The sequence below is a fragment of the Prescottella sp. R16 genome, from assembly GCF_030656875.1.
Classification (GTDB): domain Bacteria; phylum Actinomycetota; class Actinomycetes; order Mycobacteriales; family Mycobacteriaceae; genus Prescottella.
The window spans coordinates 1,775,568-1,798,588 of the sequence record NZ_CP130943.1; the positions used below are offsets into that span (position 1 = coordinate 1,775,568).

The following is a 23,021-nucleotide window of genomic DNA, read 5'->3' on the forward strand; positions in this document are numbered from 1 at the left end:
GGGACGGGGGACACGATGCGTGAGACGATCTGGCTCCTGCCGGCACTGCCGCTCGCCGGCGCGGTGTTCCTCCTGCTCGCCGGACGCCGCAGCGACCGGTGGGGGCATCTCCTCGGGTGCGCCGCCGCGCTCGCGTCGTTCGCGGTCGCGGTAGGTCTGCTGATCGACTTCCTCGGCGCCGACGCCGCCGACCGCGTCGCGACGCAGACCCTGTTCTCGTACCTGCCGGTCGCGGGACTGCAGGTCGACGCGGCCCTGCGACTCGATCCGCTGTCGCTGTGCTTCGCGCTGCTCGTCACCGGGGTCGGGTCGCTCATCCACATCTACTCGGTCGGCTACATGCGAGAAGACACCGGCCGCCGCCGATTTTTCGCCTACCTCAACCTGTTCCTCGCCGCGATGTTGCTCCTCGTCCTCGCCGGCAACTTCGTGGTCCTCTACGTCGGCTGGGAAGGCGTCGGGCTCGCGTCGTACCTGCTGATCGGGTTCTGGCAGCACAAGCCGACCGCCGCGACCGCCGCGAAGAAGGCGTTCGTCGTCAACCGGGTCGGCGACATGGGCCTGATCGTCGCCATCATGATCATGTTCGCGACGTTCGGGTCGGTGTCGTTCACGGACGTGTTCACCGCGGCCCCGCAGGCGGGGGAGGCCACGCTGACCTGGATGGGGCTGGCGCTGCTGCTCGCGGCGTGCGCCAAGTCGGCGCAGGTGCCGCTGCAGTCGTGGCTCGGTGACGCGATGGAGGGCCCCACCCCGGTGTCCGCACTCATCCACGCCGCGACGATGGTCACCGCAGGCGTGTACCTGATCGTGCGCTCCGGCCCGATCTTCGAGGCCGCGCCGGGCGCGCAGGCCGCGGTCGTGACGGTCGGCGCGGTGACCCTGCTGTTCGGCGCGATCATCGGCTGCGCGAAGGACGACATCAAGAAGGCGCTCGCAGCATCGACGATGAGCCAGATCGGCTACATGGTGCTCGCCGCCGGACTCGGCCCCGCCGGATACACGTTCGCGATCATGCTGCTGCTCGCGCACGGCTTCTTCAAGGCCGGCCTGTTCCTCGGCGCCGGCGCGGTGATGCACGCGACCGGCGAGGAAACCGACATGCGACGCTACGGCGGACTGCGCACCCTCATGCCGATCACGTTCGCCACGTTCGGATTCGGCTATCTCGCGATCATCGGGATCCCCCCGTTCTCGGGGTTCTTCGCGAAGGACAAGGTGATCGAGGCCGCATTCGGCTCCGGTGGTGTCGGCGCCGTGGTGCTCGGCAGCGTCGCACTGCTCGGCGCGGGAATCACCGCGTTCTACATGACACGGGTGATGGTGCTGACGTTCCTCGGCGAGCCCCGCTTCGATCCGGCCACCGAACCGCACGAGGCGCCCCCGGTGATGACGATTCCCATGATCCTGCTCGCCCTCGGTTCGGTCGCCGCCGGTGGCCTGCTCGCCCTCGGCGGCGCACTCGACCGCTGGCTCGCCCCGGTGTGGACCGAATTCGGTTCCGGCACCGAGCATCACGACCTGCCGGTCCCGGCGTGGACGGTCAGCGTCGCCACCCTCGCCGTCGTGATCGTCGGCATCGGTGTCGCGTGGCGGACCTACGGCACCCGGCCCGTCCCGGCCTCGGCGCCGCAGGACGTCTCGGGACTCACCGTCGCCGCCCGCCACGACCTGTACGGTGACGCATTCGACGAGGCCGTGCTCATGCGGCCCGGACAGCAGCTGGTCGCGGGCCTGACGGTGGTCGACGACCGCGGCATCGACGGCGTGGTCCGGGCCGTCCCCGCTCTGATCGGGGCAGCGTCGACGGCACTGCGACGCCTGCAGACCGGATTCGTGCGCTCGTACGCGCTGTACATGTTCGCCGGCGCCGCCTGCGTCGTCGCGGCCCTGCTGGTGGGGAGGATGTGATGACCGGTTTCCCCTGGTTGACGACGCTGTGGCTGCTCCCGGCGGTCGGCGCGGTCCTCGTCATGCTGCTCCCCGCCCACGAACGGCAGGCCGCCCGGATCGTCGCCCTCGTCGCCGCAGCCGGCACGTTCGCGGTGTCCGTGGGGCTCGCGATCGGCTTCGACCCCGGCGGCGAGCACTACCAGTTCGTCGAATCCCGTTCCTGGATAACGGCGTTCGGCACCCGCTACGAACTCGGGCTCGACGGGATCGGTCTCGCCCTGGTTCTGCTCACCACCGTCCTGGTACCGCTGCTGCTGCTGGCCGGTTGGCGGGACGTGGCGTCCGACGATCCTCGCCCCCGCGCCGTCCACATGTACGCCGCCCTGATCCTCGTCGTCGAGTCGCTGGTGCTGATGTCGTTCCTGTCGCTCGACATCCTGCTGTTCTACATCGTCTTCGAAGCCATGCTGATCCCGATGTACTTCCTGCTCGGCGGCTTCGGGGAACCCGGCCCGCAGCGGGCACGGGCCGCCGTGAAGTTCCTGCTGTACAACCTGTTCGGTGGACTGATCATGCTCGCGGCCGTGATCGGCCTGTACGCCGTGACCGCGGGCGCCGACAGCCCCTTCTCGGCGGGAACGTTCGACCTGCGGGCGATCGTGACGGCCGTGTCCTCCGGCGATCTGGTGATGTCCGCGCCGGTCACGAACGCGCTGTTCCTCGGATTCATGTTCGCGTTCGCGGTCAAGGCGCCGCTGTGGCCGCTGCACAGCTGGCTGCCCGACGCCGCCGCCCGCACCACCCCCGTGAGCGCGGTCCTCATGATGGCCGTCGTCGACAAGGTCGGCACGTTCGCGATGCTCCGCTACACCCTGACCCTGTTCCCCGACGCCGCCCGCACATTCGCGCCCCTGCTCGTCACACTCGCGGTGATCAGCGTCGTATACGGCGCACTGCTCGCGATCGGACAGACCGACGTCATGCGGCTCATCGCGTACACGTCGATCTCGCACTTCGGGTTCATCGTGCTGGGCCTGTTCGCGATGACCAGCCAGGGACAGAGCGGTGGGGTGCTCTACATGGTCGCCCACGGAATCTCCACTGCCGCACTGATGCTCGTCGCCGGATTCCTCGTCACCCGGCGCGGCAGCCGGGTCATCGCCGACTACGGCGGTGTCCAGACGGTCGCCCCGCTGCTGGCCGGGACGTTCCTCGTCGCGGGCATGGCCACCCTGTCGCTGCCGGGCCTGGCACCGTTCGTCAGCGAATTCCTCGTCCTCGTCGGCACGTTCACCCGCTACCCGGCCGCCGCGGTGATCGCGACCGTCGCGATCGTCCTCGCCGCCCTCTACATCCTGTGGCTCTACCAGCGGATGATGGGCGGACCCGTCACCGCCGGCACCGAACGCGTCCACGACCTGCGCCGGCGCGAACTACTCGTCGTCGCACCGCTGCTCGCACTGCTGATCGGCATCGGCGTCTACCCCAAACCGCTTCTCGACATCGTCACCCCCGCCGTCACGACGACCCTCACCACGATCGGTGCGGTCGACCCGGCACCCACGACCACCGACGCGGACGGAGGCGCGCGATGACCCCCAGTATCGAATACGGCCGGCTCGCACCGATGCTCATCGTGTTCGCGGTCGCCGTCGCCGGTGTCCTCGTCGAGGCGTTCGCCCCCGCTCGGTCCCGGTACCGGATCCAGGTGGCCCTCGCGTACGGCGGACTCGCCGCCGCCCTCGTCGCCGTCGGCGCCCTGTGGGGTGTTCGGCAGGTCGTCGCCGTCGGATCCGTCGCAATCGACGGCCCCACCCTGTTCCTGCAGGCCACGATCCTGCTGGTCTCCGTCCTGTCGATCGCGCTGTGCGCGGACCGCGGCCTGGACCGGGCGGACGCCGGCGCCGTCACCGTCCCGGCAGACGCATTCGCGGCCCGCGCGTCCACGACCCCCGGTGGCGTCGCCGAAAGAGAGGCCACCGCCACCGGCGTGACCCAGACCGAGGTGTACCCGCTCGTGCTGTTCGCGGTCGGCGGCATGCTGCTGTTCCCGGCCGCGAACGACATGCTCACCATGTTCGTCGCGCTCGAAGTGCTGTCGCTGCCGCTGTACCTGCTGTGCGGGCTGGCCCGCCGACGCCGGCTGCTGTCCCAGGAGGCGGCACTCAAATACTTTCTGCTGGGCGCCTTCTCGTCGGCGTTCTTCCTGTTCGGCATCGCCATGCTGTACGGCTACGCGGGCACCGTCTCGATCCCCGGCATCCGGGCAGCGATCGAGGACGGCAGCGGAGACATCCTGCTCGCCCAACTCGGCCTGGCACTGGTTGCCGTGGGCCTGCTCTTCAAAGTCGGTGCGGTGCCTTTCCATTCGTGGATCCCCGACGTCTACCAGGGCGCCCCCACGCCGATCACCGCGTTCATGGCGTCCGCCACCAAGATCGCCGCATTCGGTGCGGCACTGCGGATCTTCACCGTCGCCGTCCCCGGACTGCGCGACGACTGGCGACCCGTGCTGTGGACGGTCGCGATCCTCACGATGGTTCTCGCATCGGTCCTCGCGATCACCCAGTCCGACGTCAAACGCATGCTCGCCTACTCGTCGGTGGCGCACGCCGGCTTCATCCTCACCGGGGTGATCGCCGGCACCGACGCCGGCGTCGCAGCCACCCTGTTCTATCTGCTCGCCTACGGCATCAGCAGCGTCGGCGCCTTCGCCGTCCTCACCCTCGTCCGCGACGCCGACGGCACCGAAGTCGGCGCCCTCGACCGATGGGCCGGACTCGGCCGCACCTCCCCGTTCGTCGCCACCGTGTTCGGCCTGCTGCTGCTGTCGTTCGCCGGTATCCCGCTCACCAGCGGATTCGTCGGCAAGTTCGCGGTCTTCCAGGCCGCCGCCTCCGGTGGGGCAGTGCCACTCGTGATCGTCGGCGTCGTCGCCAGCGCCATCGCCGCGATCTTCTACATCCGCGTCATCGTGCTCATGTTCTTCGCCGTCCCCCCGACGACGTCCCCGCCCGTCGTCGTCCTCAGCGCCCCCACCGTCGCCGTCGTCGGCATCAGCGCCGTCGTCACCGTCGCCCTCGGTGTCGCCCCGCAACCCGTCCTCGACCTCGCGAACCGGGCCGCCGACTTCCTGCTGTGAACGCCGAACGGGCGGTCGTCCGACGGCGCTCCCGGCCGTTCCTCGGACAACCGCCCGTTCGTGAGGGCTCAGCCCTCGGTGACGATGTGAGGGCTCAGCCCTCGGTGACGACGGTGCCCTCGCCCAGCGGACGCGTCATCGACCACAACGTGTGCGATGCACACGCCGACATCTTCCACTCACCGTTCTCCACCACGTACTCGTCGGCGTACTCGATGGAACGAACGGTCTCGGTGCCCTCGACCAGATTGACCTGACGGAACGCGAGCGTCCACTTACCCGATGCGGACTCGTCACCGTGCAGCGTGATCTCCGGATGGAACGCGTGATGCATGTCCAGGATCACGTGCCGGCCGTCCACCTTCTGCAGCGCGATGCTGCGGAAGATCTCCGCGATCGGGTCGGCGTCGTCGAACTGCCCGAGCGGGCCGTAGTCGATCCGGGCACCCCGATCGACGAAGCACGCCCGGAACGTCTCCGGATCCTTCGCATCACACGCCCGCAGATAGCGGTGCTTCAGATTCTTGATCGCCTCGATCCGCTCGAGATCGGCGATGCGCTGTTCGATGGTGCGTTCCGTCACGAAAGCTCCTCTCCGGGTGCTGTGCACCTTTTTGGTAGTAACCACTACCAGAGAGGTGCACCGGAACGCAGCGTCTACGGCTGACCCGGGAACGCGGTCGTGGCCGGCTGGTCGCCGAGTACTACGTGCCAGTTCGCGGCGCGCACAGCGGATTCGGTGAGTGCCACGATGCCGGTGTCACGGACGGCGTCGGACTGGGCACGTTCGATCACCGACCGCCACGCGGTCGCGGTGTCGGTTTCCACCTGCGCGGCCAGGCGGGCCGCCGAGATCGGATCGGTGACCGGGAACGGTAGTGCGTAACCGGGTTCCGGTTGCGGCACGTCGACGCCGGCGGCGGTCAGGGTGTCGATCGTGGCGTCCCGGCGCGCCCGGTGTGCGGCGGTGTCCGCGGCGACCTGGCCGGTGCGCGCCGGATTGGAGAACGCCGCGACGACGCCGTACGCGAACACGGCGGCGTACTCGGCGGTCAGGGCGTCGACGAGCGCCCGCTGTTCGGGTCCGAGGCTCTGATTGCTCACGGCAGCAACACCGCCTGCTGTACGGCGCACGCCGCACTGATCGATCCGAGCAGACCGGCGCGGTAACCGGACTGGGTGCGGGCGAGGGACGCCGACTCCTTCTGAGACTCGGCCAGATCGGTTCGCAACAGGTCGACGGACGGCGGTACCGGTACCACTGCCGAGGTCGCCGCGGTATCCGAGGTCACCGACGACATCGACCCACCCGCCCGGGCGATCTCGGCGTCGAGCGCGTCCGCATGCGCGGTCCGCTCGGCGGCGATCACGGTGAGTGCGGCAGCCCGGTCCGGGGCGGCGGCGATCGCGGCAGACGCATTCGCCGCGTCCCGGCGTGCCCGCTCGGCCTGGGCCGTCAGCGCTTCCACCTCCGCGGAAGTATCCGAGGATCCGGAATCCGAGCAGCCGGTGGCCGCGACGAGAACCGACGCGCCGAGGACGACGCCACCCGCGGCGCGCAGTGCCGCGCGGCGGGACAGCTGAGGGGAACGGGGGAGCGTGCGCACCCGATCATGGTGCCAGGACCATGATCGTTCTCCGGCACCGAGCAGGTCACCACGGGGTGCCGCCCGGTCGGTGGGCACGGTCACGGGCGCGATGGTCACCCGCACTCCGAAACCGCGATACCCTGATACCTCCACAGTCCACCCCGTGGTGCGTCGAGTGCTGCGCGGATCAGCGTGCTGCGCCGGCGACGTGTCGCCGTTCGGCGGCCGCGACCACACCTTCACGCGAGGAGCGTCCCAGATGCCGGTGCCGTCGAAGGAACGGGTGATCGAGCTTCTCGCCGATCCCGTCGAGCGCGAGGGCTACGACCTCGAGGACGTGGTCGTCACGGCCGCGGGCAAGCACAGCCTCGTCCGCGTCATGCTCGACAGCGACGCCGGGCTCGAACTCGACGAGGTCGCGCGGCTCAGCCACGTGATCGCCGAAATCTTCGATGCGACGAACGACTTCGGTGAGACGCCGTACACGCTCGAGGTGACCTCACCCGGCATCGACCGTCCGCTCACCGCCGAACGGCACTGGCGTCGCGCGCAGGGTCGCAAGGCCCTCGTCGACCTCGACGGCGAATCGGTGACCGCGCGGATCGGTCGGCTCGACGACGGCGTCGTCGACCTGGTGGTCAAGGACGGGCGCGAGTTCGCCGTCCGCCGGGTGGAACTGCAGGATGTCAAGAAAGCTGTTGTACAGGTGGAGTTCTCGCGTCCCGACGCGAGAGAGCTCGATCTCGCCGGGGGCGTCCCGGAGGGTCGGGTCGCGCCTGCCGACGCGGACGCGTCGGACGACGTGAACGAAGAAGTAGAGGGGTTCGACAAGTGAATATCGACATCGCAGCGCTGCGCGCGATCGAGGCGGACAAGGGCATTTCCGCCGGCACGATCATCGAGGCCATCGAAACGGCCCTGCTCACCGCCTACCGACACACCGACGGTCACAGCTCGCACGCCCGGATCGACGTCGACACCAAGACCGGTGTCGTGCGGGTGATGGCGCACGACGTCGACGCCGACGGCAACCGGGTCGGCGAGGAATGGGACGACACCCCCGAGGGATTCGGGCGTATCGCGGCGACCACCGCCCGTCAGGTCATCCTGCAACGACTGCGGGACGCCGAGAACGAGCGCAGCTTCGGTGAATTCGCCACCCACGAGGGTGAGATCGTCGGCGGCGTCATCCAGCGCGACACCCGCGCGAACGCGCGCGGCATGGTCGTCGTGCGGATCGGTAGCGAGGCGCACGGTGCCGAGGGTCTGATCCCGCCGGCCGAGCAGGTGCCCGGCGAAACCTACGAACACGGCGACCGCATCAAGTGCTACGTCGTCGGCGTCTCCCGCGGACCCCGGGGCCCGCAGATCACGCTGTCACGTACGCATCCGAACCTCGTCCGCAAACTGTTCGCACTCGAGGTGCCGGAGATCGCCGACGGCTCCGTCGACATCGTGGCCGTGGCCCGTGAGGCCGGTCACCGTTCGAAGATCGCCGTCGATTCGCGTGTGCAGGGACTCAACGCGAAGGGTGCGTGCATCGGGCCGATGGGGCAGCGGGTCCGCAACGTGATGAGTGAACTCGCCGGAGAGAAGATCGACATCATCGACTTTGACGAGGATCCGGCGAAATTCGTCGGCAATGCACTGTCTCCGTCGAAAGTGGTGTCCGTCACTGTCGTCGATCCCGATGCGCGTGCCGCCCGGGTCGTCGTACCCGATTACCAGCTGTCGCTGGCGATCGGCAAGGAAGGTCAAAACGCGCGTCTGGCTGCACGGTTGACCGGCTGGCGGATCGACATCCGCAGTGACGCTGCCGTCGACGCGGAGTAGTAGCGGGGTGGCTCGGAGTAACGGGTCGGCCGCGAAACGAGGGTGGTTGGGAGCAGAATGCGGAGATCACAGCAATACAGCGGTAGAGTGTTCGATGGTTCAGCGTGAACTGTCGGTAGCGACGCGTGCCCGAGCTGGTGAACCGGTTCGAACATGCGTCGGATGCAGGCAGCGAGGGCTGGCCGCCGACCTCCTCAGGGTGGTGGCACGACAGACCGGATCCGACGGATTCGTGCTCGTGCCCGATCCCGCGCGACGCCTCCCCGGCCGCGGTGCCTGGTTGCACCACGACCTGAAGTGTCTGAACGAGGCAGGCCGGCGCCGAGCATTCGGTAGAGCCCTGCGGGTGTCCGGAAGTCTGGATTCCTCGGAACTCGACCGGTTCATCGAAGCGGCCGAGTCATCGGGAACGACGAGCAATACCTCAGAGAACAGGCACAAGCACTCATGAGCACACCGTGAAGCACCAGCGATGAACGTCCATCGGAGATAACCGAGGTCGTGCGGGCCCAGTCGCTCGCTCGACCTCTCAGTAGAGGAGAGCAGTGGCAGGCAAAGCCCGCGTGCACGAGTTGGCGAAAGAACTCGGTGTCACAAGTAAGGAACTTCTCGCACGGCTCAAGGAGCAGGGCGAGTTCGTCAAGTCGGCGTCGTCGACTGTGGAGGCGCCCGTCGCGCGCCGTGTGAGGGAATCGTTCGGTGCTGCGAAGCCGCAGGCCGCCGGCAAGCCCGAAGGTGCGGCAGGTGCCTCTTCGGACGCGCCGCGTACGACCGCCAAGCCCGGCCCCGCGCCCAAGCCGGGTGCTCCGCGCCCCGGTCCCAAGCCCGCACCGGCAGCTCCCGTGACCCCGGCTGCGGAAGCTCCGGCTGCGGAAGCCCCCGCGACCCCGGCGGCTCAGTCGGCTCCGGCCGCCCCGAGTCGTCCGGCCACTCCCGGCCCGCGTCCGGGCCCGGCCCCCAAGCCGGCCCCGCAGGCCCCGGCGGCGCAGGCTCCGGCCGCACCCGCCGCACCGGCCCCGAAGCCGGGCGGTCCGCGTCCCGGCCCGAAGCCGCCGCGTGTCGGCAACAACCCGTATTCGTCGGCCCCGGCCGAGCATCCCGCGCCGCGTCCGGCGCCGGGTGCACCCCGTCCGGGCGCACCCCGTCCGGGCGCACCCCGTCCGGGTGCCCCGCGTCCGGGTGCCCCGCGTCCGGGCCCGCAGGGTGGCGCTCCGCGTCCGGGTGCTCCCGGCGCACCGCGTCCCGCAGCCGGTCCCGGCGGTCCCCGCCCGGCCCCCGGCCAGGGTGGACCGCGTCCGAGTCCCGGCTCGATGCCCCCGCGCCCGAACCCGGGTGCGATGCCGCAGCGTGCGGCACGTCCGGCACCCGGCGGAGCCCGTCCGGGCCGCCCCGGCGCACCGGGCGGTCGTCCCGGTGGTGGTGGCGGCGGTTACCGCGGTGGCGGTGCCCCCGGCGCCGGCGCTCCCGGAACCGGCGGCGCTCCCGGCGGCTTCCGTGGTCGTCCCGGTGGCGGCGGTGGCGGTGGACGTGGCCGCGGTGGCACCGCGGGCGCGTTCGGTCGTCCCGGTGGTGCACCGCGTCGCGGTCGCAAGTCGAAGCGGCAGAAGCGTCAAGAATACGATTCGATGCAGGCGCCCGCCGTCGGTGGCGTGCGGTTGCCGCGCGGCAACGGTGAGACCATCCGTCTCGCCCGCGGCGCGTCCCTGTCCGACTTCGCGGAGAAGATCGACGCGAACCCGGCAGCACTGGTCCAGGCGCTGTTCAACCTCGGCGAAATGGTCACGGCCACGCAGTCGGTGAACGACGAGACCCTCGAGCTGCTCGGCGGCGAGATGAACTACGTCATCCAGGTCGTCAGCCCGGAGGACGAGGACCGCGAGCTGCTCGAGTCGTTCGACCTCACCTACGGCGAGGACCTCGGCGGCGAAGAGGACCTCGCGTCGCGTCCGCCGGTGGTCACCGTCATGGGTCACGTCGACCACGGCAAGACCCGCCTGCTCGACACGATCCGCAAGGAGAACGTCCGCGAGGCGGAGGCCGGTGGCATCACCCAGCACATCGGCGCCTACCAGGTGCTGACCGAGCTGGACGGTGTCGAGCGTCTCGTCACCTTCATCGACACCCCGGGTCACGAGGCGTTCACCGCCATGCGTGCCCGCGGTGCCAAGGCGACGGACATCGCGATCCTCGTGGTCGCGGCCGACGACGGTGTCATGCCGCAGACGGTCGAGGCGATCAACCACGCCCAGGCGGCCGACGTGCCGATCGTGGTCGCGGTCAACAAGATCGACAAGGAAGCCGCGGACCCGGCGAAGATCCGAGGCCAGCTGACCGAGTACGGACTGGTGGCCGAGGAGTACGGCGGCGACACCATGTTCGTCGACATCTCCGCCAAGCAGGGCACCAACATCGACCAGCTGCTCGAGGCTGTGCTGCTGACGGCGGATGCGTCGCTGGACCTGCGGGCCAACCCGGACATGGACGCCCAGGGTGTCGCGATCGAGGCGCACCTCGACCGCGGCCGCGGCCCCGTGGCGACCGTGCTCATCCAGCGCGGCACGCTGCGGGTCGGCGACTCCATCGTCGCCGGCGACGCCTACGGTCGTGTCCGTCGCATGGTCGACGAGCACGGCGACGACGTCCTCGAGGCGCTGCCGTCGCGTCCGGTCCAGGTGGTCGGCTTCACGTCGGTGCCCGGTGCAGGCGACAACCTGCTCGTCGTCGACGAGGACCGGATCGCCCGGCAGATCGCGGACCGGCGCAACGCCCGCAAGCGCAACGCGCTCGCAGCACGCAGCCGCAAGCGCATCAGCCTGGAAGATCTGGATGCCGCGCTCAAGGAACACAACGAGCTCAACCTCATCCTCAAGGGCGACAACTCCGGCACCGTCGAGGCGCTGGAAGAGGCCCTCATGGGGATCGAGGTCGACGACGAGGTGCAGCTGCGTGTGATCGACCGCGGTGTCGGTGGCATCACCGAGACCAACGTCAACCTGGCGTCCGCGTCCAACGCGATCATCATCGGCTTCAACGTCCGTGCCGAAGGCAAGGCGACGGAGCTGGCGAACCGCGAAGGTGTCGACATTCGCTACTACTCGATCATCTACCAGGCGATCGACGAGGTGGAGAAGGCACTCAAGGGCATGCTCAAGCCTGTCTACGAGGAAGTCACCCTCGGCCAGGCGGAGATCCGTGCGATGTTCCGTTCCTCGAAGGTCGGAAACATCGCAGGTTGCATGGTCACGTCGGGCATCGTCCGCCGCAACGCGAAGGCTCGCCTCATCCGCGACAATGCGGTGATCGCGGAGACCATGACGATCTCCTCGCTCAAGCGCGAGAAGGACGACGCGACCGAGGTCCGCGAGGGCTTCGAGTGTGGTCTGACGGTTACGTACAACGACATCAAGGTCGGTGACGTGATCGAGGCGTACGAGCTTCGCGAGAAGCCGCGCGACTAGTCCGGACACGGCTCGGGTGATCCCTCCCCGGCGACTTCGGTCGCCGGGGAGGGATCACCCGGCTGTACCGGTTTCGGCAGGGTTCGTGTCGGAGGGAGATTCGGTGTACGTCGGCGCACTGGAGATGGACATCTTGTTCGGGGACGTCCGGTCCCTGAAAGAGAAGAGATCACTGGTGCGCCCCGTGTTGGCCGAACTGCGACGATACGGCGTCTCGGCGGCCGAGACCGGCGAACACGACCGCTACCGGCGGACCCTGCTCGGCGTCGCCGTCGCCAGCTCCACGGCCGGCCACGTCCACGAGGTGCTCGATCAGTGCGAGCGGCACGTCGCGGGGCGGCCGGAACTGCAACTACTCGCGGTGCGACGGCGAACCTTCGGTCCCGAGGACTGACCCGGGCCGACATCGGACATATTCATCGGACATATTCTTTTGCTGCACATATTCTTCGGGAGAGGAGACTGATTGCCATGGCAGATCCTGCACGCGCACGCAGACTCGCCAAGCGCATCAGCACGATCGTCGCGACGGCGATCGACCACGAGATCAAGGATCCGCGTCTGGCGCACGTGACGATCACCGACGCCAAGGTGACCGCCGACCTGCACGACGCCACCGTCTACTACACGGTCATGGGCACCGACCTCGATTCGGAGCCGGACCTCGCCGGCGCCGCCGCAGGCCTCGAGAAGGCCAAGGGTGTGCTCCGCACCAAGGTGGGGGCCGGTACCGGTGTCCGCTTCACTCCGACGCTGACGTTCGTCGCGGACACGGTGCCCGACACCGCCCGGCACATGGAGGAACTCCTCGCCCGGGCACGGGCCGCGGACGACGCGGTGGCACGGGCGCGGGAGAACGCCGAGCCGGCCGGTGACGCGGATCCGTACAAGGAACCGCGGTCGGCAGCCGACGACGGCGACGACGCCTGACCGGGACGACCGAGCCGATCATGACCCACTGTCCCGACGTCGCCCCGCCGACGCCTACCTCCCGTGACCTGACCTTGCAGGCCGCGGTGGACGTGCTCGGCAGCGCGACGTCGGTGACGGTGCTGTGCCACGTCCAACCCGACGCCGACACCGTCGGCAGCGGCCTCGCGCTCGGAACTGCACTGCGCCGCAAGGGGATTCCCGTCCAGGTGGCGTTCGCGGCGCCCGCCGAACTGCCGGTGTCGATGCGGGACCTGCCGGGCACCGACCTGCTGGTCGCGGCCACCGAGGTGGCCACCGAGGTGGACCTGCTGGTCGCGGTCGACTGCGGCAGCGCCGGCCGGCTCGGCTCGCTCGCCTCGCGACTCGGCGGCGCCCGCCGGTCCCTGGTCATCGACCATCATCGATCGAACACCCGGTTCGGGACGTTCAATCTCGTCGACGACACCGCCGAATCGACCACCGCGGTTCTGACACAACTGTTCGACGTGTGGGGGGTGCCGATCGACGCCGATCTGGCGCACTGTCTGTACGCGGGGCTCGTCACCGACACCGGATCGTTCCGGTGGGGGCAGGCCGGTACCCACACGCTCGCCGAGCGACTGCTCGCCACCGGCATCGACGGCGGCGCGATCAGCCGCCGGCTCCTCGACACCCACCCGTTCGGCTGGCTGCCGATGCTCGGCTCGGTCCTGAGCACCGCCGTCCTCGTACCGGACGCCGCCGCCGGCCGTGGCCTCGTGCACGCGGTGATCCGTTGCACGGACTCCGCCGGGCTCGGGGCCGAGGAGATCGAGAGCGTCATCGATATCGTGCGGACCACCGCCGAAGCGGAGGTGGCCGCGGTGTTCAAGGAGACGGCACCGCAGTCGTGGTCGGTGTCGTTGCGGTCCAAGAACTCCGTCGACGTCGCCGCCGTCGCCACCACCCTCGGCGGGGGCGGACACCGGTTCGCGGCCGGCTACACCACAGCCGGCCCGGTCGAGGCCGTCGTCGCGCAACTGCGTGAGGCACTCGATTGAGGTGACGGACACCGCCACCCGGGAACCGGTCGGCTCCGACGACACCGCCGGTCCCCGCCGCATCCTCGGTCTCGCGCTGCCCGCGCTCGGCGTCCTCGCCGCCGAACCCCTCTATCTGCTCCTCGACATCGCGATCGTGGGGCATCTCGGTGCCCTCGCGCTCGCCGGTCTCGCGGTCGGCGGCCTGATCCTCGCTCAGGTCAGCACCCAGCTGACGTTCCTGTCGTACGGCACCACGGCGCGGGCGTCCCGCATGTTCGGTGCGGGCCGTGAGCGCGACGCCGTCGGGGAGGGCGTGCAGGCGACGTGGCTGGCGTTCGGGATCGGCGTCGTCCTCGTCGCGGCGGTGCAACTGCTCGCCGGCCCGATCACCACCGTCATCGCCGGCGGCGGGGACATCGCCACCGAGGCCGAGCGGTGGCTGCGGATCGCCGTGTTCGGGGCGCCCCTGATCCTCGTCGCGATGGCCGGCAACGGGTGGATGCGCGGCGTCCAGAACACGATGCGACCGCTGTGGTTCGTGCTCGTCGGCCAGGTCGTGTCCGCGGTGCTGTGCATCCTGCTCGTGCACGGAGTGGCCGGTGCACCGCGCTGGGAACTCGTCGGGTCGGCGGTCGCGAACGTCGCCGGGCAGGCGACGTCGGCGCTGCTGTTCGTCGCGGCCCTGGTGCGCACGGGGGTGCCGTTGCGTCCCCGCCCGGCCGTCGTACGCGCACAACTGGTCCTCGGCCGCGACCTGATCCTGCGCAGCCTCGCGTTCCAGGCGTGTTTCCTGTCGGCGGCCGCTGTCGCATCCCGCTTCGGGGCGGCGTCCGTCGCGGCCCACCAGGTGGTGCTGCAGTTGTGGAACTTCGTGGCGCTCACCCTCGACTCGCTCGCGATCGCCGCTCAGACCCTGGTCGGTGCCGCCCTCGGGCGGGGGCAGGTCCGCGGCGCGAACCGGTTGGCGTGGCGTCTGACGCGCTGGTCGGCGGTGTTCGCGACGGTGCTCGCGCTCGCGTTCGCGGCCGGGCACGCACTGGTGCCGGCCCTGTTCACCGGCGACGCCGTGGTGCTCGACCAGACGTCGATCGCGTGGTGGTTCTTCGTCGGGATCATGCCCGTCGCCGGGATCGTGTTCGCCCTCGACGGTGTCCTGCTCGGAGCGGGTGACGCGGCGTTCCTGCGGACCGCGACCCTGGGCTGTGCGCTGGTCGGATTCCTGCCGCTCGTGTGGTGCTCGCTGGCGTGGGACTGGGGGCTCGCCGGAATCTGGACGGGGCTTACCGTGTTCATGGTGCTGAGGATGGTCGCAGTGCTGTGGCGCACGGCGTCCGGCCGGTGGGCGATCGCCGGCGCGGATCTGCAGACCGGCAACGAGAAGGGGTGAGAGTGTGGCAGCCACGTTGTGGGCGGTCAGTGACACGCACGTCGGGCACCGGGGGAACCGGCCGATCGTCGAGGAGATCTTCCCGGAGTCACCCGACGACTGGCTGATCGTCGCGGGCGACGTCTCGGAGAAGACCGACGACATCCGGTGGGCGCTCACCCTGTTGAAGAGCCGGTTCGCGCAGGTGATCTGGGTACCCGGCAACCACGAACTGTGGACCACCGCGAAGGATCCCGTGCAGATGCACGGCCGGGCCCGCTACGACTATCTCGTCGCGATGTGCCGCGAGATCGGAGTCCTCACCCCGGAGGACCCGTATCCGGTGTGGGACGGTGACGGCGGGCCGGCCACGATCGTGCCGATGTTCCTGCTGTACGACTACTCGTTCCTGCCGGCCGGGGCGACCGGCAAGGAGGACGGCCTGCGGATCGCGCGGGAGCGCAACGTCGTCGCGACCGACGAGTTCCTGCTGTCACCGGAGCCGTACGCGACCCGCGATGCATGGTGCCGGGCCCGGCTCGACTACACCCGTGCCAGGCTCGACGCACTGGACCTGTCGACCCCGACGATCCTGGTCAACCACTTCCCGCTCGTCCGGCAGCCCACCGAGGTGCTGTACTACCCGGAGTTCGCGCTGTGGTGCGGCACCACCGAGACCGCGGACTGGCACACCCGCTACAACGCGGCGTGCTGCGTGTACGGGCACCTGCACATTCCACGCACCACGTGGTACGACGAGGTCCGCTTCGAGGAGGTGTCGCTCGGCTACCCGCGGGAATGGCAGCGTCGCGGGCTGCCGGAGCGGCTGCTGCGGCAGATCCTGCCGACCCCGACGTACCCGCCGGGCACGCTCAACAGGTTCGGCGGGCACTTCACGGTCACCGCCGAGCAGGAAGCCGAATACGAGAAGATGCGCGCCGAGCGCTGACGAGGAAGACGGATGATCGAACGAATCCTTCCGGCCGGGGTCGTGTCCGCGGAACTGTTCGAGGACCCGCCGGGCCTCGAACCGCACCCGCAGGAGGCCGCGCTGATCGCCCGCGCCGTCGAGAAGCGGCGCCGCGAGTTCACCAGCGCCCGGCACTGCGCCCGGCAGGCGATGACACAGCTCGGAGTGGAACCCGGACCGATCCTGCGCGGCGAGAGCGGGTCTCCCGTCTGGCCGAAGGGGATCGTCGGCAGCCTCACCCACTGCGACGGCTACCGCGGCGCAGTTCTCGGCTACGCGATGGCGGTGCGGTCGGTGGGGATCGACGCCGAACCCAACGGCCCGCTGCCCGACGGTGTCCTCGACGCGGTCAGCCTGCCGCAGGAGCGGGAATGGTTGGCGACGGCCGCGTCCGCGCCCGTGCACTGGGACCGGCTGCTGTTCTGCGCCAAGGAGGCCACCTACAAGGCGTGGTTCCCGCTCACCGGGCGGTGGCTCGGGTTCGAGGACGCGCACATCACGTTCACGGCCGATTCCGGGGGCACGACCGGGTCCTTCCGGTCGGACCTGCTCGTACCCGGCGGCACCTCCGACGGTGGCGCCCCGCTCACGGGTTTCGACGGCCGCTGGCTCGTCTCGGACGGGCTGATCGCGACGGCGATCTCGGTGCGCTGACACGGGGCTGGCAGAATCGGACCACGTGTCCAAGTCTCAAAAACCGTCCTCCGGCCTCGTCGGCGCCGGCCTGCTGATCGTCGACAAGGATGCGGGGATGACCAGCCACGACGTCGTCTCCCGGTGTCGGAAGCTGTTGAACACCCGCAAGGTGGGGCATGCCGGCACCCTCGATCCGATGGCGACGGGGGTGCTGATCCTCGGAGTGGAGCGAGCCACCAAACTGTTGGGCCTGCTGGCGCTGACCACCAAGTCGTACAGCGCCACGATCCGGCTCGGGCAGGCCACCACCACCGACGACGCCGAGGGGGAGACCGTGTCCACGGCGGACGCGTCGGGCATCGACGACGCGGCGATCGCCGTCGAGATCGCGCGGCTCACCGGCGACATCGACCAGGTGCCGACGCGGGTCAGTGCCATCAAGGTGGACGGGCAGCGCGCCCACAAGCTGGTCCGCGAGGGTGCCGACTTCGAGTTGGCCGCCCGCCCGGTCACGGTGTCCCGCTTCGACGTGCTGGCCCGCCGCAACGTCGGGACGTTCGTGGACCTCGACGTGGAGGTGGACTGCTCGTCCGGCACCTACATCCGGGCCCTGGCCCGTGACCTCGGCGGCGCGCTCGGCGTCGGCGGGCATCTGACGGTGCTGCGCCGCACCGCCGTCGGCCCGTTCACACTCGAGCACGCCCGCACTCTCGCCCAGCTCGCCGACGAGCCCGCCGTGAGCCTCGACATCGATGCGGCCGCACAGACGGCGTTCCCGCACCGGCAGATCAGTGCCGCAGAGGCCGAATCACTGAGCCAGGGCCGGTGGCTCGACCCGATCGGGGTGCCCGGCGTGTACGCGACGATCGACCCGGACGGCCGCACCATCGCCCTCGTCCAGGAACGAGGCAAGCGGGCGAGTTCGGTGATGGTGGTGCGGCCCGCGACGCTGCAATAGCCGGCGCTACCCGATACCGGGCACGAACCCCGGGTACACGAAGTGGCCGGGACCGCCGCCGGGCAGCCCCGCCCCGAGCGAGCCCGGGAAGTTCAGGGGCAGCTGGACGAGCTTGTGTGGATTGCCGTCCAGGTCGGCCTGCCAGCAGTCCAGCAGCACCCCGTGGAACGCGAAGCACGAGATGCGGGTGCTCGTCCCGTACGGCGACGTCAACCGGTCGCGGCTCACGAACGGATTCCAGTAGTCCGGATCGGCCGGGGTGAGGAAATTGCTGTAGTCGTACGGCCCGGTCGCGCTCGGCTCGGACGGCGGCGTCGGCCACTCGTCGGCGGACGCGACACCGGCTGCGGTGACCGTCATCGTCGCGGCGGCGCAGGCCGCGGCGAGTCCGGCAGCGATGCGTCGGATCACGGCTCCCTCGTTTCGTCGGTGGGGGACTGCGTACCACGAGCCTGCACGAGCCAGATGGCGCGCGCCGCGGGATCGCCGAGATCGACGGCGGTGGAACCGGTTCCGAGACGGACCGACACGGTGCCGGCGTAGTCCCGTCGTTCGACGACCGCGATGTCGGTGTCGAGGGCGATACCGACCGAGTCGAAGTAGCGCAGCATCGCCGGATCGGCGTCGGAGATGCGGGCGACCCGGCCGGCCTCGCCGTCCTCGAAGTCGCTGAGCTGCCGGGCCGGCGGGGTGGGTACCGACCCGTCCGCGGCCGGGATCGGGTCGCCGTGCGGATCCCGTTCGGGATGGCCCAGTTTCGCGGCGATCCGGTCGATCATCAGATCCGAGACGGCATGCTCGAGGATCTCCGCCTCGTCGTGCACCTCGTCCCAGCCGTATCCGAGCTCCTCGACGAGGAACGTCTCGATCAGCCGGTGCCGGCGCACCATCGACACGGCCGCGGCCCGGCCCGCATCGGTGAGGGCGATCGCGCCGTACCGGACATGATCGACCAGCCCCTGATCGGCCAGCTTGCGGATCGCCTCGGAGACGGTGGACGCCGACACCCCGATCCGTTCGGAGAGCAGTTTGGTCGACACCCGCTCCCCGGACCATTCCTGCACCGTCCAGATCACCTTGAGGTAGTCCTGCGCCACCGCGGACAGGGCCTCCGGGTGCGGTGCGGCGCCGGGAGGATTCACGTCTGACTTCTGTGCGGCCACGATGACGAGCTTAGGCAACCGTCACCGGCGACACACATCAACTCCGCCGTCCCCGGAGGTGACCGGTCTCCGGATCGGCCGTTAGGCTGCCACGTGTGCAGAGATGGCGAGGTCTGGACGATGTGCCGGCGGACTGGGGGCGTTGCGTCCTGACGATCGGGGTTTTCGACGGTGTACACCGAGGTCACGCGCAATTGATCACGCGTGCCGTCGATGCGGCACGCGAGCGTGGCATTCCCTGTGTCGTCATGACATTCGATCCGCATCCGGCGGAAGTGGTGCGTCCGGGCACGCATCCGGCCCAGTTGACGACATTGCCGCGCCGGGCCGAGTTGGTCGAGGCGCTCGGCGTCGACGTCTTCTGCGTCATGCCGTTCACGCCCGAGTTCATGAAGCTGTCGCCCGAGCGGTACGTCCACGAGATCCTCGTCGAACGGTTGCACGTCGCCGAGGTGGTGGTGGGGGAGAACTTCACGTTCGGCCGCAAGGCCGCCGGCAACGTCGACCTGCTCCGGGAGACGGGTGCCCGGTTCGGGTTCGCCGTCGACGGCGTCAACCTGCTCGCCGAGCACGCGGTGACGTTCTCGTCCACCTACATCCGATCGTGTGTCGACGCCGGTGACGTCGCCGCGGCCGCAGAGGCGCTGGGCCGTCCGCACCGCGTCGAAGGCGTCGTCGTCCACGGGGACGGCCGTGGCCGCGGTCTCGGGTTCCCGACCGCGAACCTGTCGTCGCCGATGTACTCGGCGATCCCGGCGGACGGCGTGTACGCGGCGTGGTTCACCGTCCTCGGCCCCGACCCGGTCGAGGGCTCGCTCGAGCCGGGACACCGCTACAAGGCTGCGGTCTCGGTCGGCACCAATCCGACGTTCTCCGGTCGCACCCGCACCGTCGAGGCGTTCGTGCTCGACCACGACGCCGACCTGTACGGACAGCACGTCGCCGTCGACTTCGTCGACCGGGTGCGAGGCATGGAGAAGTTCGACTCGGTCGAGGCGCTCATCGAGGAGATGGGCCGCGACGCAGACAAGGCCCGCAAGATCCTGGACGAGGCGTCCGGGGAGTCCGGGACGCCCGCGAACTGACCGGGCCGTCACCTCTGGTAAGGTCGACCGTTGGCGTGTGCTGCGGTCCGCGGTGGCCGCGTCCGTCGGAGGCCGGTGTGAGTCGGCCCCCGATTCCTTTCGCGCGGACATCAGTTACAGGAGTGCACCAGTGGCATTGACCACCGAGCAGAAGAAGCAGATCCTCGGCGAGTACGGACTGCACGAGACCGACACCGGTTCGCCGGAGGCGCAGGTGGCCATGCTCACCAAGCGCATCGTCGATCTCACCGAGCACCTGAAGATGCACAAGCACGACCACCACTCCCGCCGCGGCCTGCTGCTGCTGGTCGGACGTCGTCGTCGTCTGCTCAAGTACATCCAGAAGGTCGACATCGCCCGTTACCGCTCGCTCATCGAGCGTCTCGGCCTGCGCCGATAAGACGGGTACCCGGCGAGTTCGTCGCCGACCTCACCGATAGCCAGCGAGGCCTGCTGAGTTACTGCTTAGACTGAGCCTCGTTGGCTATCGGTGCTTGTGTACCACCCCGCCGACCGCGCCTGTAGGCGTGGCGTCGGTCTTCGGTAGTGGCCCGCCGGACGTGATCCGGCAGGCTTCGATCGACGGCCGCCTCCGCCCTGCGAGGAGCGCAGCCGCGACCAGGAGGGTCGCGGCGCCGATGCGGATTCGGCAAAAGACGAGAGGGAAGAGAAGAGAAGAAATGACGAACAATTCCGCAGTAGAGGTCGAAGAGGGCGTGTTCGAAGCCACCGCCACGATCGACAACGGGTCCTACGGCACCCGCACCATCCGTTTCGAGACCGGTCGCCTCGCGCAGCAGGCCGCCGGCGCCGTCGTCGCCTACCTCGACGACGAGACCATGCTGCTGTCGGCCACCTCGGCCAGCAAGCAGCCCAAGGAGCACTTCGACTTCTTCCCCCTGACGGTGGACGTCGAGGAGCGCATGTACGCGGCGGGCCGCATCCCCGGCTCGTTCTTCCGTCGTGAGGGTCGCCCCTCCACCGACGCGATCCTGACCTGCCGTCTGATCGACCGGCCGCTGCGCCCGTCGTTCGTCGACGGCCTCCGCAACGAGATCCAGGTCGTCGTCACCGTCCTGAGCCTCGATCCCAAGGATCTGTACGACGTCGTCGCGATCAACGCGGCGTCCGCGTCCACCCAGATCGCCGGCCTGCCGTTCTCCGGCCCCGTCGGTGGCGTGCGCGTCGCGCTCATCACCTCCGACGACAACAAGGCCGGCCAGTGGGTCGCGTTCCCGACCGTCGAGCAGCTCGAGGGTGCCGTCTTCGACATGGTCGTCGCCGGCCGCATCGTCGCCGGCTCGGGTGACTCCGCCGACGTCGCGATCATGATGGTCGAGGCCGAGGCCACCGAGAACGTCATCAGCCTGATCGACGGCGGCGCGCAGGCGCCGACCGAGGCGATCGTCGCGCAGGGCCTCGAGGCGGCCAAGCCGTTCATCGCCCGCCTGTGCGAGGCACAGCAGGCCCTGGCCGAGAAGGCTGCCAAGCCGACCGGCGAGTACCCGCTGTTCCCGGCCTACCAGGACGACGTGTACGCCGCCGTGGAGAAGGCAGCGGCTGCTCCGCTCACCGCCGCGCTGTCCATCGCCGGCAAGCAGGAGCGCGACGACAAGACCGACGAGGTCAAGGTCGAGGTTCTCGAGCAGGTCGCCCCGCAGTTCGAGGGCCGCGAGAAGGAGATCGGCGCGGCGTTCCGCTCGCTGACCAAGAAGCTGGTCCGCCAGCGCATCCTGCGCGACCAGTTCCGCATCGACGGCCGCGGCATCACCGACATCCGGTCGCTGTCCGCCGAGGTCGCGGTCATCCCGCGCGCCCACGGCTCGGCGCTGTTCGAGCGTGGCGAGACCCAGATCATGGGCGTCACCACCCTCGACATGGTCAAGATGGCGCAGCAGATCGACTCGCTGGGCCCCGAGACCAGCAAGCGCTACATGCACCACTACAACTTCCCGCCGTACTCGACCGGTGAGACCGGCCGTGTCGGCTCGCCGAAGCGTCGCGAGATCGGCCACGGTGCGCTCGCCGAGCGTGCGCTCGTGCCGGTGCTGCCGAGCCAGGAAGAGTTCCCGTACGCGATCCGTCAGGTCTCGGAGGCGCTCAGCTCCAACGGCTCCACCTCGATGGGTTCGGTCTGCGCCTCGACGCTGTCGCTGCTGAACGCCGGTGTCCCGCTGAAGGCCCCCGTCGCCGGTATCGCGATGGGCCTCGTCTCCGACGAGGTCGACGGCGAGACCCGCTACGTCGCGCTCACCGACATCCTCGGTGCCGAGGACGCCTTCGGCGACATGGACTTCAAGGTCGCCGGCACCAAGGACTTCGTCACGGCCCTGCAGCTCGACACCAAGCTCGACGGCATCCCGTCGCAGGTGCTGGCCGGCGCGCTGAGCCAGGCGCACGACGCCCGCTCGACCATCCTCGAGGTCATGGCCGAGGCCATCGACACCCCGGACGAGATGAGCCCGTACGCCCCGCGGATCACCACCATCAAGGTGCCCGTGGACAAGATCGGTGAGGTCATCGGCCCCAAGGGCAAGATGATCAACTCGATCACCGAAGAGACCGGCGCCAACATCTCCATCGAGGACGACGGCACGGTCTACGTCGGTGCCGCGGACGGCCCGTCCGCGCAGGCTGCGATCGACAAGATCAACGCCATCGCCAACCCGCAGCTGCCCAAGGTGGGCGAGCGTTTCCTGGGCACGGTCGTCAAGACCACCGCCTTCGGTGCGTTCGTCTCGCTGCTCCCGGGCCGCGACGGGCTGGTGCACATCTCGAAGCTGGGCAACGGCAAGCGGATCGCGAAGGTCGAGGACGTCGTGAACGTCGGCTCGAAGATCCGGGTCGAGATCGCCGACATCGACAACCGCGGCAAGATCTCCCTGATCCCCGTGGAAGATTCGGCAGAGAACGACACCGCCTCGGAGTCCGCAGCCTCGGAGTCGGCCGCCGAGTAACACCGGCACAGCAGTACCGCTCCGGCCCCGCACGGCT

22 protein-coding genes are annotated in these 23,021 nt (G+C 69.5%); 17 read left to right on the top strand and 5 right to left on the bottom strand.

Annotated features, from left to right (window positions below; genetic code table 11):
• Positions 1–15: 15 nt before the first annotated feature.
• The 3 genes from nuoL to nuoN are packed head-to-tail and all read left to right on the top strand — an operon-like array spanning position 16 to position 5,035.
• The gene (gene nuoL / locus Q5696_RS08380; RefSeq protein ID WP_305094723.1) at positions 16–1,911 is read left to right on the top strand and encodes an NADH-quinone oxidoreductase subunit L; all 1,896 of its coding nucleotides are present in this window, start codon (positions 16–18) and stop codon (positions 1,909–1,911) included.
• Positions 1,911–3,488: an NADH-quinone oxidoreductase subunit M gene (locus tag Q5696_RS08385; RefSeq protein WP_305094724.1), complete on the top strand. Its 1,578-nt coding sequence runs from the start codon at positions 1,911–1,913 to the stop codon at positions 3,486–3,488. Before nuoL ends, Q5696_RS08385 begins: the two co-directional genes overlap by 1 nt.
• Positions 3,485–5,035, top strand: a complete 1,551-nt coding sequence (gene nuoN, locus Q5696_RS08390; protein ID WP_305094725.1) for an NADH-quinone oxidoreductase subunit NuoN — start codon at positions 3,485–3,487, stop codon at positions 5,033–5,035. The genes Q5696_RS08385 and nuoN overlap by 4 nt, the downstream gene beginning before the upstream one ends.
• A gap of 94 nt (positions 5,036–5,129) precedes the next feature.
• On the opposite strand, the gene Q5696_RS08395 is transcribed toward nuoN, so the two are convergent.
• From Q5696_RS08395 to Q5696_RS08405, 3 genes are all read right to left on the bottom strand, one after another.
• Positions 5,130–5,618: a nuclear transport factor 2 family protein gene (locus Q5696_RS08395; protein WP_305094726.1), complete on the bottom strand. Its 489-nt coding sequence runs from the start codon at positions 5,616–5,618 to the stop codon at positions 5,130–5,132.
• A gap of 74 nt (positions 5,619–5,692) precedes the next feature.
• Complete coding sequence (locus Q5696_RS08400; protein WP_305094727.1) at positions 5,693–6,139, bottom strand: ferritin-like domain-containing protein; 447 nt, start codon at positions 6,137–6,139, stop codon at positions 5,693–5,695.
• A complete protein-coding gene (locus Q5696_RS08405; protein ID WP_305094728.1) occupies positions 6,136–6,741 on the bottom strand; it encodes a hypothetical protein in 606 nt (201 codons plus the stop codon). The genes Q5696_RS08400 and Q5696_RS08405 overlap by 4 nt, the downstream gene beginning before the upstream one ends.
• Before the next feature lie 142 nt (positions 6,742–6,883).
• On the opposite strand from Q5696_RS08405, the gene rimP reads away from it, so the two are divergent.
• From rimP to truB, 11 genes are all read left to right on the top strand, one after another.
• Positions 6,884–7,459: a ribosome maturation factor RimP gene (gene rimP, locus Q5696_RS08410; protein ID WP_305095186.1), complete on the top strand. Its 576-nt coding sequence runs from the start codon at positions 6,884–6,886 to the stop codon at positions 7,457–7,459.
• Positions 7,456–8,457, top strand: a complete 1,002-nt coding sequence (gene nusA / locus Q5696_RS08415; RefSeq protein WP_305094729.1) for a transcription termination factor NusA — start codon at positions 7,456–7,458, stop codon at positions 8,455–8,457. Before rimP ends, nusA begins: the two co-directional genes overlap by 4 nt.
• A 94-nt stretch (positions 8,458–8,551) precedes the next feature.
• Positions 8,552–8,908, top strand: coding sequence for a YlxR family protein (locus tag Q5696_RS08420; protein WP_305094730.1), 357 nt, complete (start codon positions 8,552–8,554; stop codon positions 8,906–8,908).
• Positions 8,909–9,002: 94 nt separating this feature from the next.
• Positions 9,003–11,915, top strand: coding sequence for a translation initiation factor IF-2 (gene infB / locus Q5696_RS08425; protein WP_305094731.1), 2,913 nt, complete (start codon positions 9,003–9,005; stop codon positions 11,913–11,915).
• A gap of 103 nt (positions 11,916–12,018) precedes the next feature.
• Positions 12,019–12,309, top strand: coding sequence for a DUF503 domain-containing protein (locus Q5696_RS08430; protein ID WP_305095187.1), 291 nt, complete (start codon positions 12,019–12,021; stop codon positions 12,307–12,309).
• Positions 12,310–12,386: 77 nt separating this feature from the next.
• Positions 12,387–12,845: a 30S ribosome-binding factor RbfA gene (gene rbfA / locus Q5696_RS08435; protein ID WP_305094732.1), complete on the top strand. Its 459-nt coding sequence runs from the start codon at positions 12,387–12,389 to the stop codon at positions 12,843–12,845.
• Between the two features lie 20 nt (positions 12,846–12,865).
• A complete protein-coding gene (locus Q5696_RS08440) occupies positions 12,866–13,867 on the top strand; it encodes a DHH family phosphoesterase (protein WP_305094733.1) in 1,002 nt (333 codons plus the stop codon).
• Between the two features lies 1 nt (position 13,868).
• Positions 13,869–15,236 carry an MATE family efflux transporter gene (locus Q5696_RS08445; RefSeq protein WP_370654881.1) on the top strand — a complete coding sequence of 456 codons (1,368 nt, stop codon included), beginning with the start codon at positions 13,869–13,871 and terminating at the stop codon, positions 15,234–15,236.
• Between the two features lie 4 nt (positions 15,237–15,240).
• Positions 15,241–16,164 carry a metallophosphoesterase family protein gene (locus tag Q5696_RS08450; RefSeq protein WP_305094734.1) on the top strand — a complete coding sequence of 308 codons (924 nt, stop codon included), beginning with the start codon at positions 15,241–15,243 and terminating at the stop codon, positions 16,162–16,164.
• Positions 16,165–16,176: 12 nt separating this feature from the next.
• Positions 16,177–16,839: a 4'-phosphopantetheinyl transferase Npt gene (gene npt, locus Q5696_RS08455; RefSeq protein WP_305094735.1), complete on the top strand. Its 663-nt coding sequence runs from the start codon at positions 16,177–16,179 to the stop codon at positions 16,837–16,839.
• Between the two features lie 25 nt (positions 16,840–16,864).
• Positions 16,865–17,779: a tRNA pseudouridine(55) synthase TruB gene (gene truB / locus Q5696_RS08460; protein ID WP_305094736.1), complete on the top strand. Its 915-nt coding sequence runs from the start codon at positions 16,865–16,867 to the stop codon at positions 17,777–17,779.
• Between the two features lie 6 nt (positions 17,780–17,785).
• Here the strand turns inward: truB and Q5696_RS08465 are convergent, their stop codons facing one another.
• Positions 17,786–18,139: a hypothetical protein gene (locus Q5696_RS08465; protein ID WP_305095189.1), complete on the bottom strand. Its 354-nt coding sequence runs from the start codon at positions 18,137–18,139 to the stop codon at positions 17,786–17,788.
• 47 nt (positions 18,140–18,186) lie between these two features.
• The gene (locus Q5696_RS08470) at positions 18,187–18,942 is read right to left on the bottom strand and encodes a metal-dependent transcriptional regulator (protein ID WP_305094737.1); all 756 of its coding nucleotides are present in this window, start codon (positions 18,940–18,942) and stop codon (positions 18,187–18,189) included.
• Positions 18,943–19,037: 95 nt separating this feature from the next.
• Here Q5696_RS08470 and Q5696_RS08475 point away from each other — a divergent pair, with 95 nt between their 5' ends.
• The 3 genes from Q5696_RS08475 to Q5696_RS08485 all read left to right on the top strand — a co-directional run bounded on the left by Q5696_RS08475 (position 19,038) and on the right by Q5696_RS08485 (position 22,984).
• Positions 19,038–20,027, top strand: a complete 990-nt coding sequence (locus tag Q5696_RS08475; RefSeq protein ID WP_305094738.1) for a bifunctional riboflavin kinase/FAD synthetase — start codon at positions 19,038–19,040, stop codon at positions 20,025–20,027.
• Positions 20,028–20,157: 130 nt separating this feature from the next.
• Complete coding sequence (gene rpsO / locus Q5696_RS08480; protein WP_131580313.1) at positions 20,158–20,427, top strand: 30S ribosomal protein S15; 270 nt, start codon at positions 20,158–20,160, stop codon at positions 20,425–20,427.
• Positions 20,428–20,707: 280 nt separating this feature from the next.
• Positions 20,708–22,984 carry a polyribonucleotide nucleotidyltransferase gene (locus Q5696_RS08485; protein ID WP_305094739.1) on the top strand — a complete coding sequence of 759 codons (2,277 nt, stop codon included), beginning with the start codon at positions 20,708–20,710 and terminating at the stop codon, positions 22,982–22,984.
• The last annotated feature ends 37 nt before the right edge of the window (positions 22,985–23,021 follow it).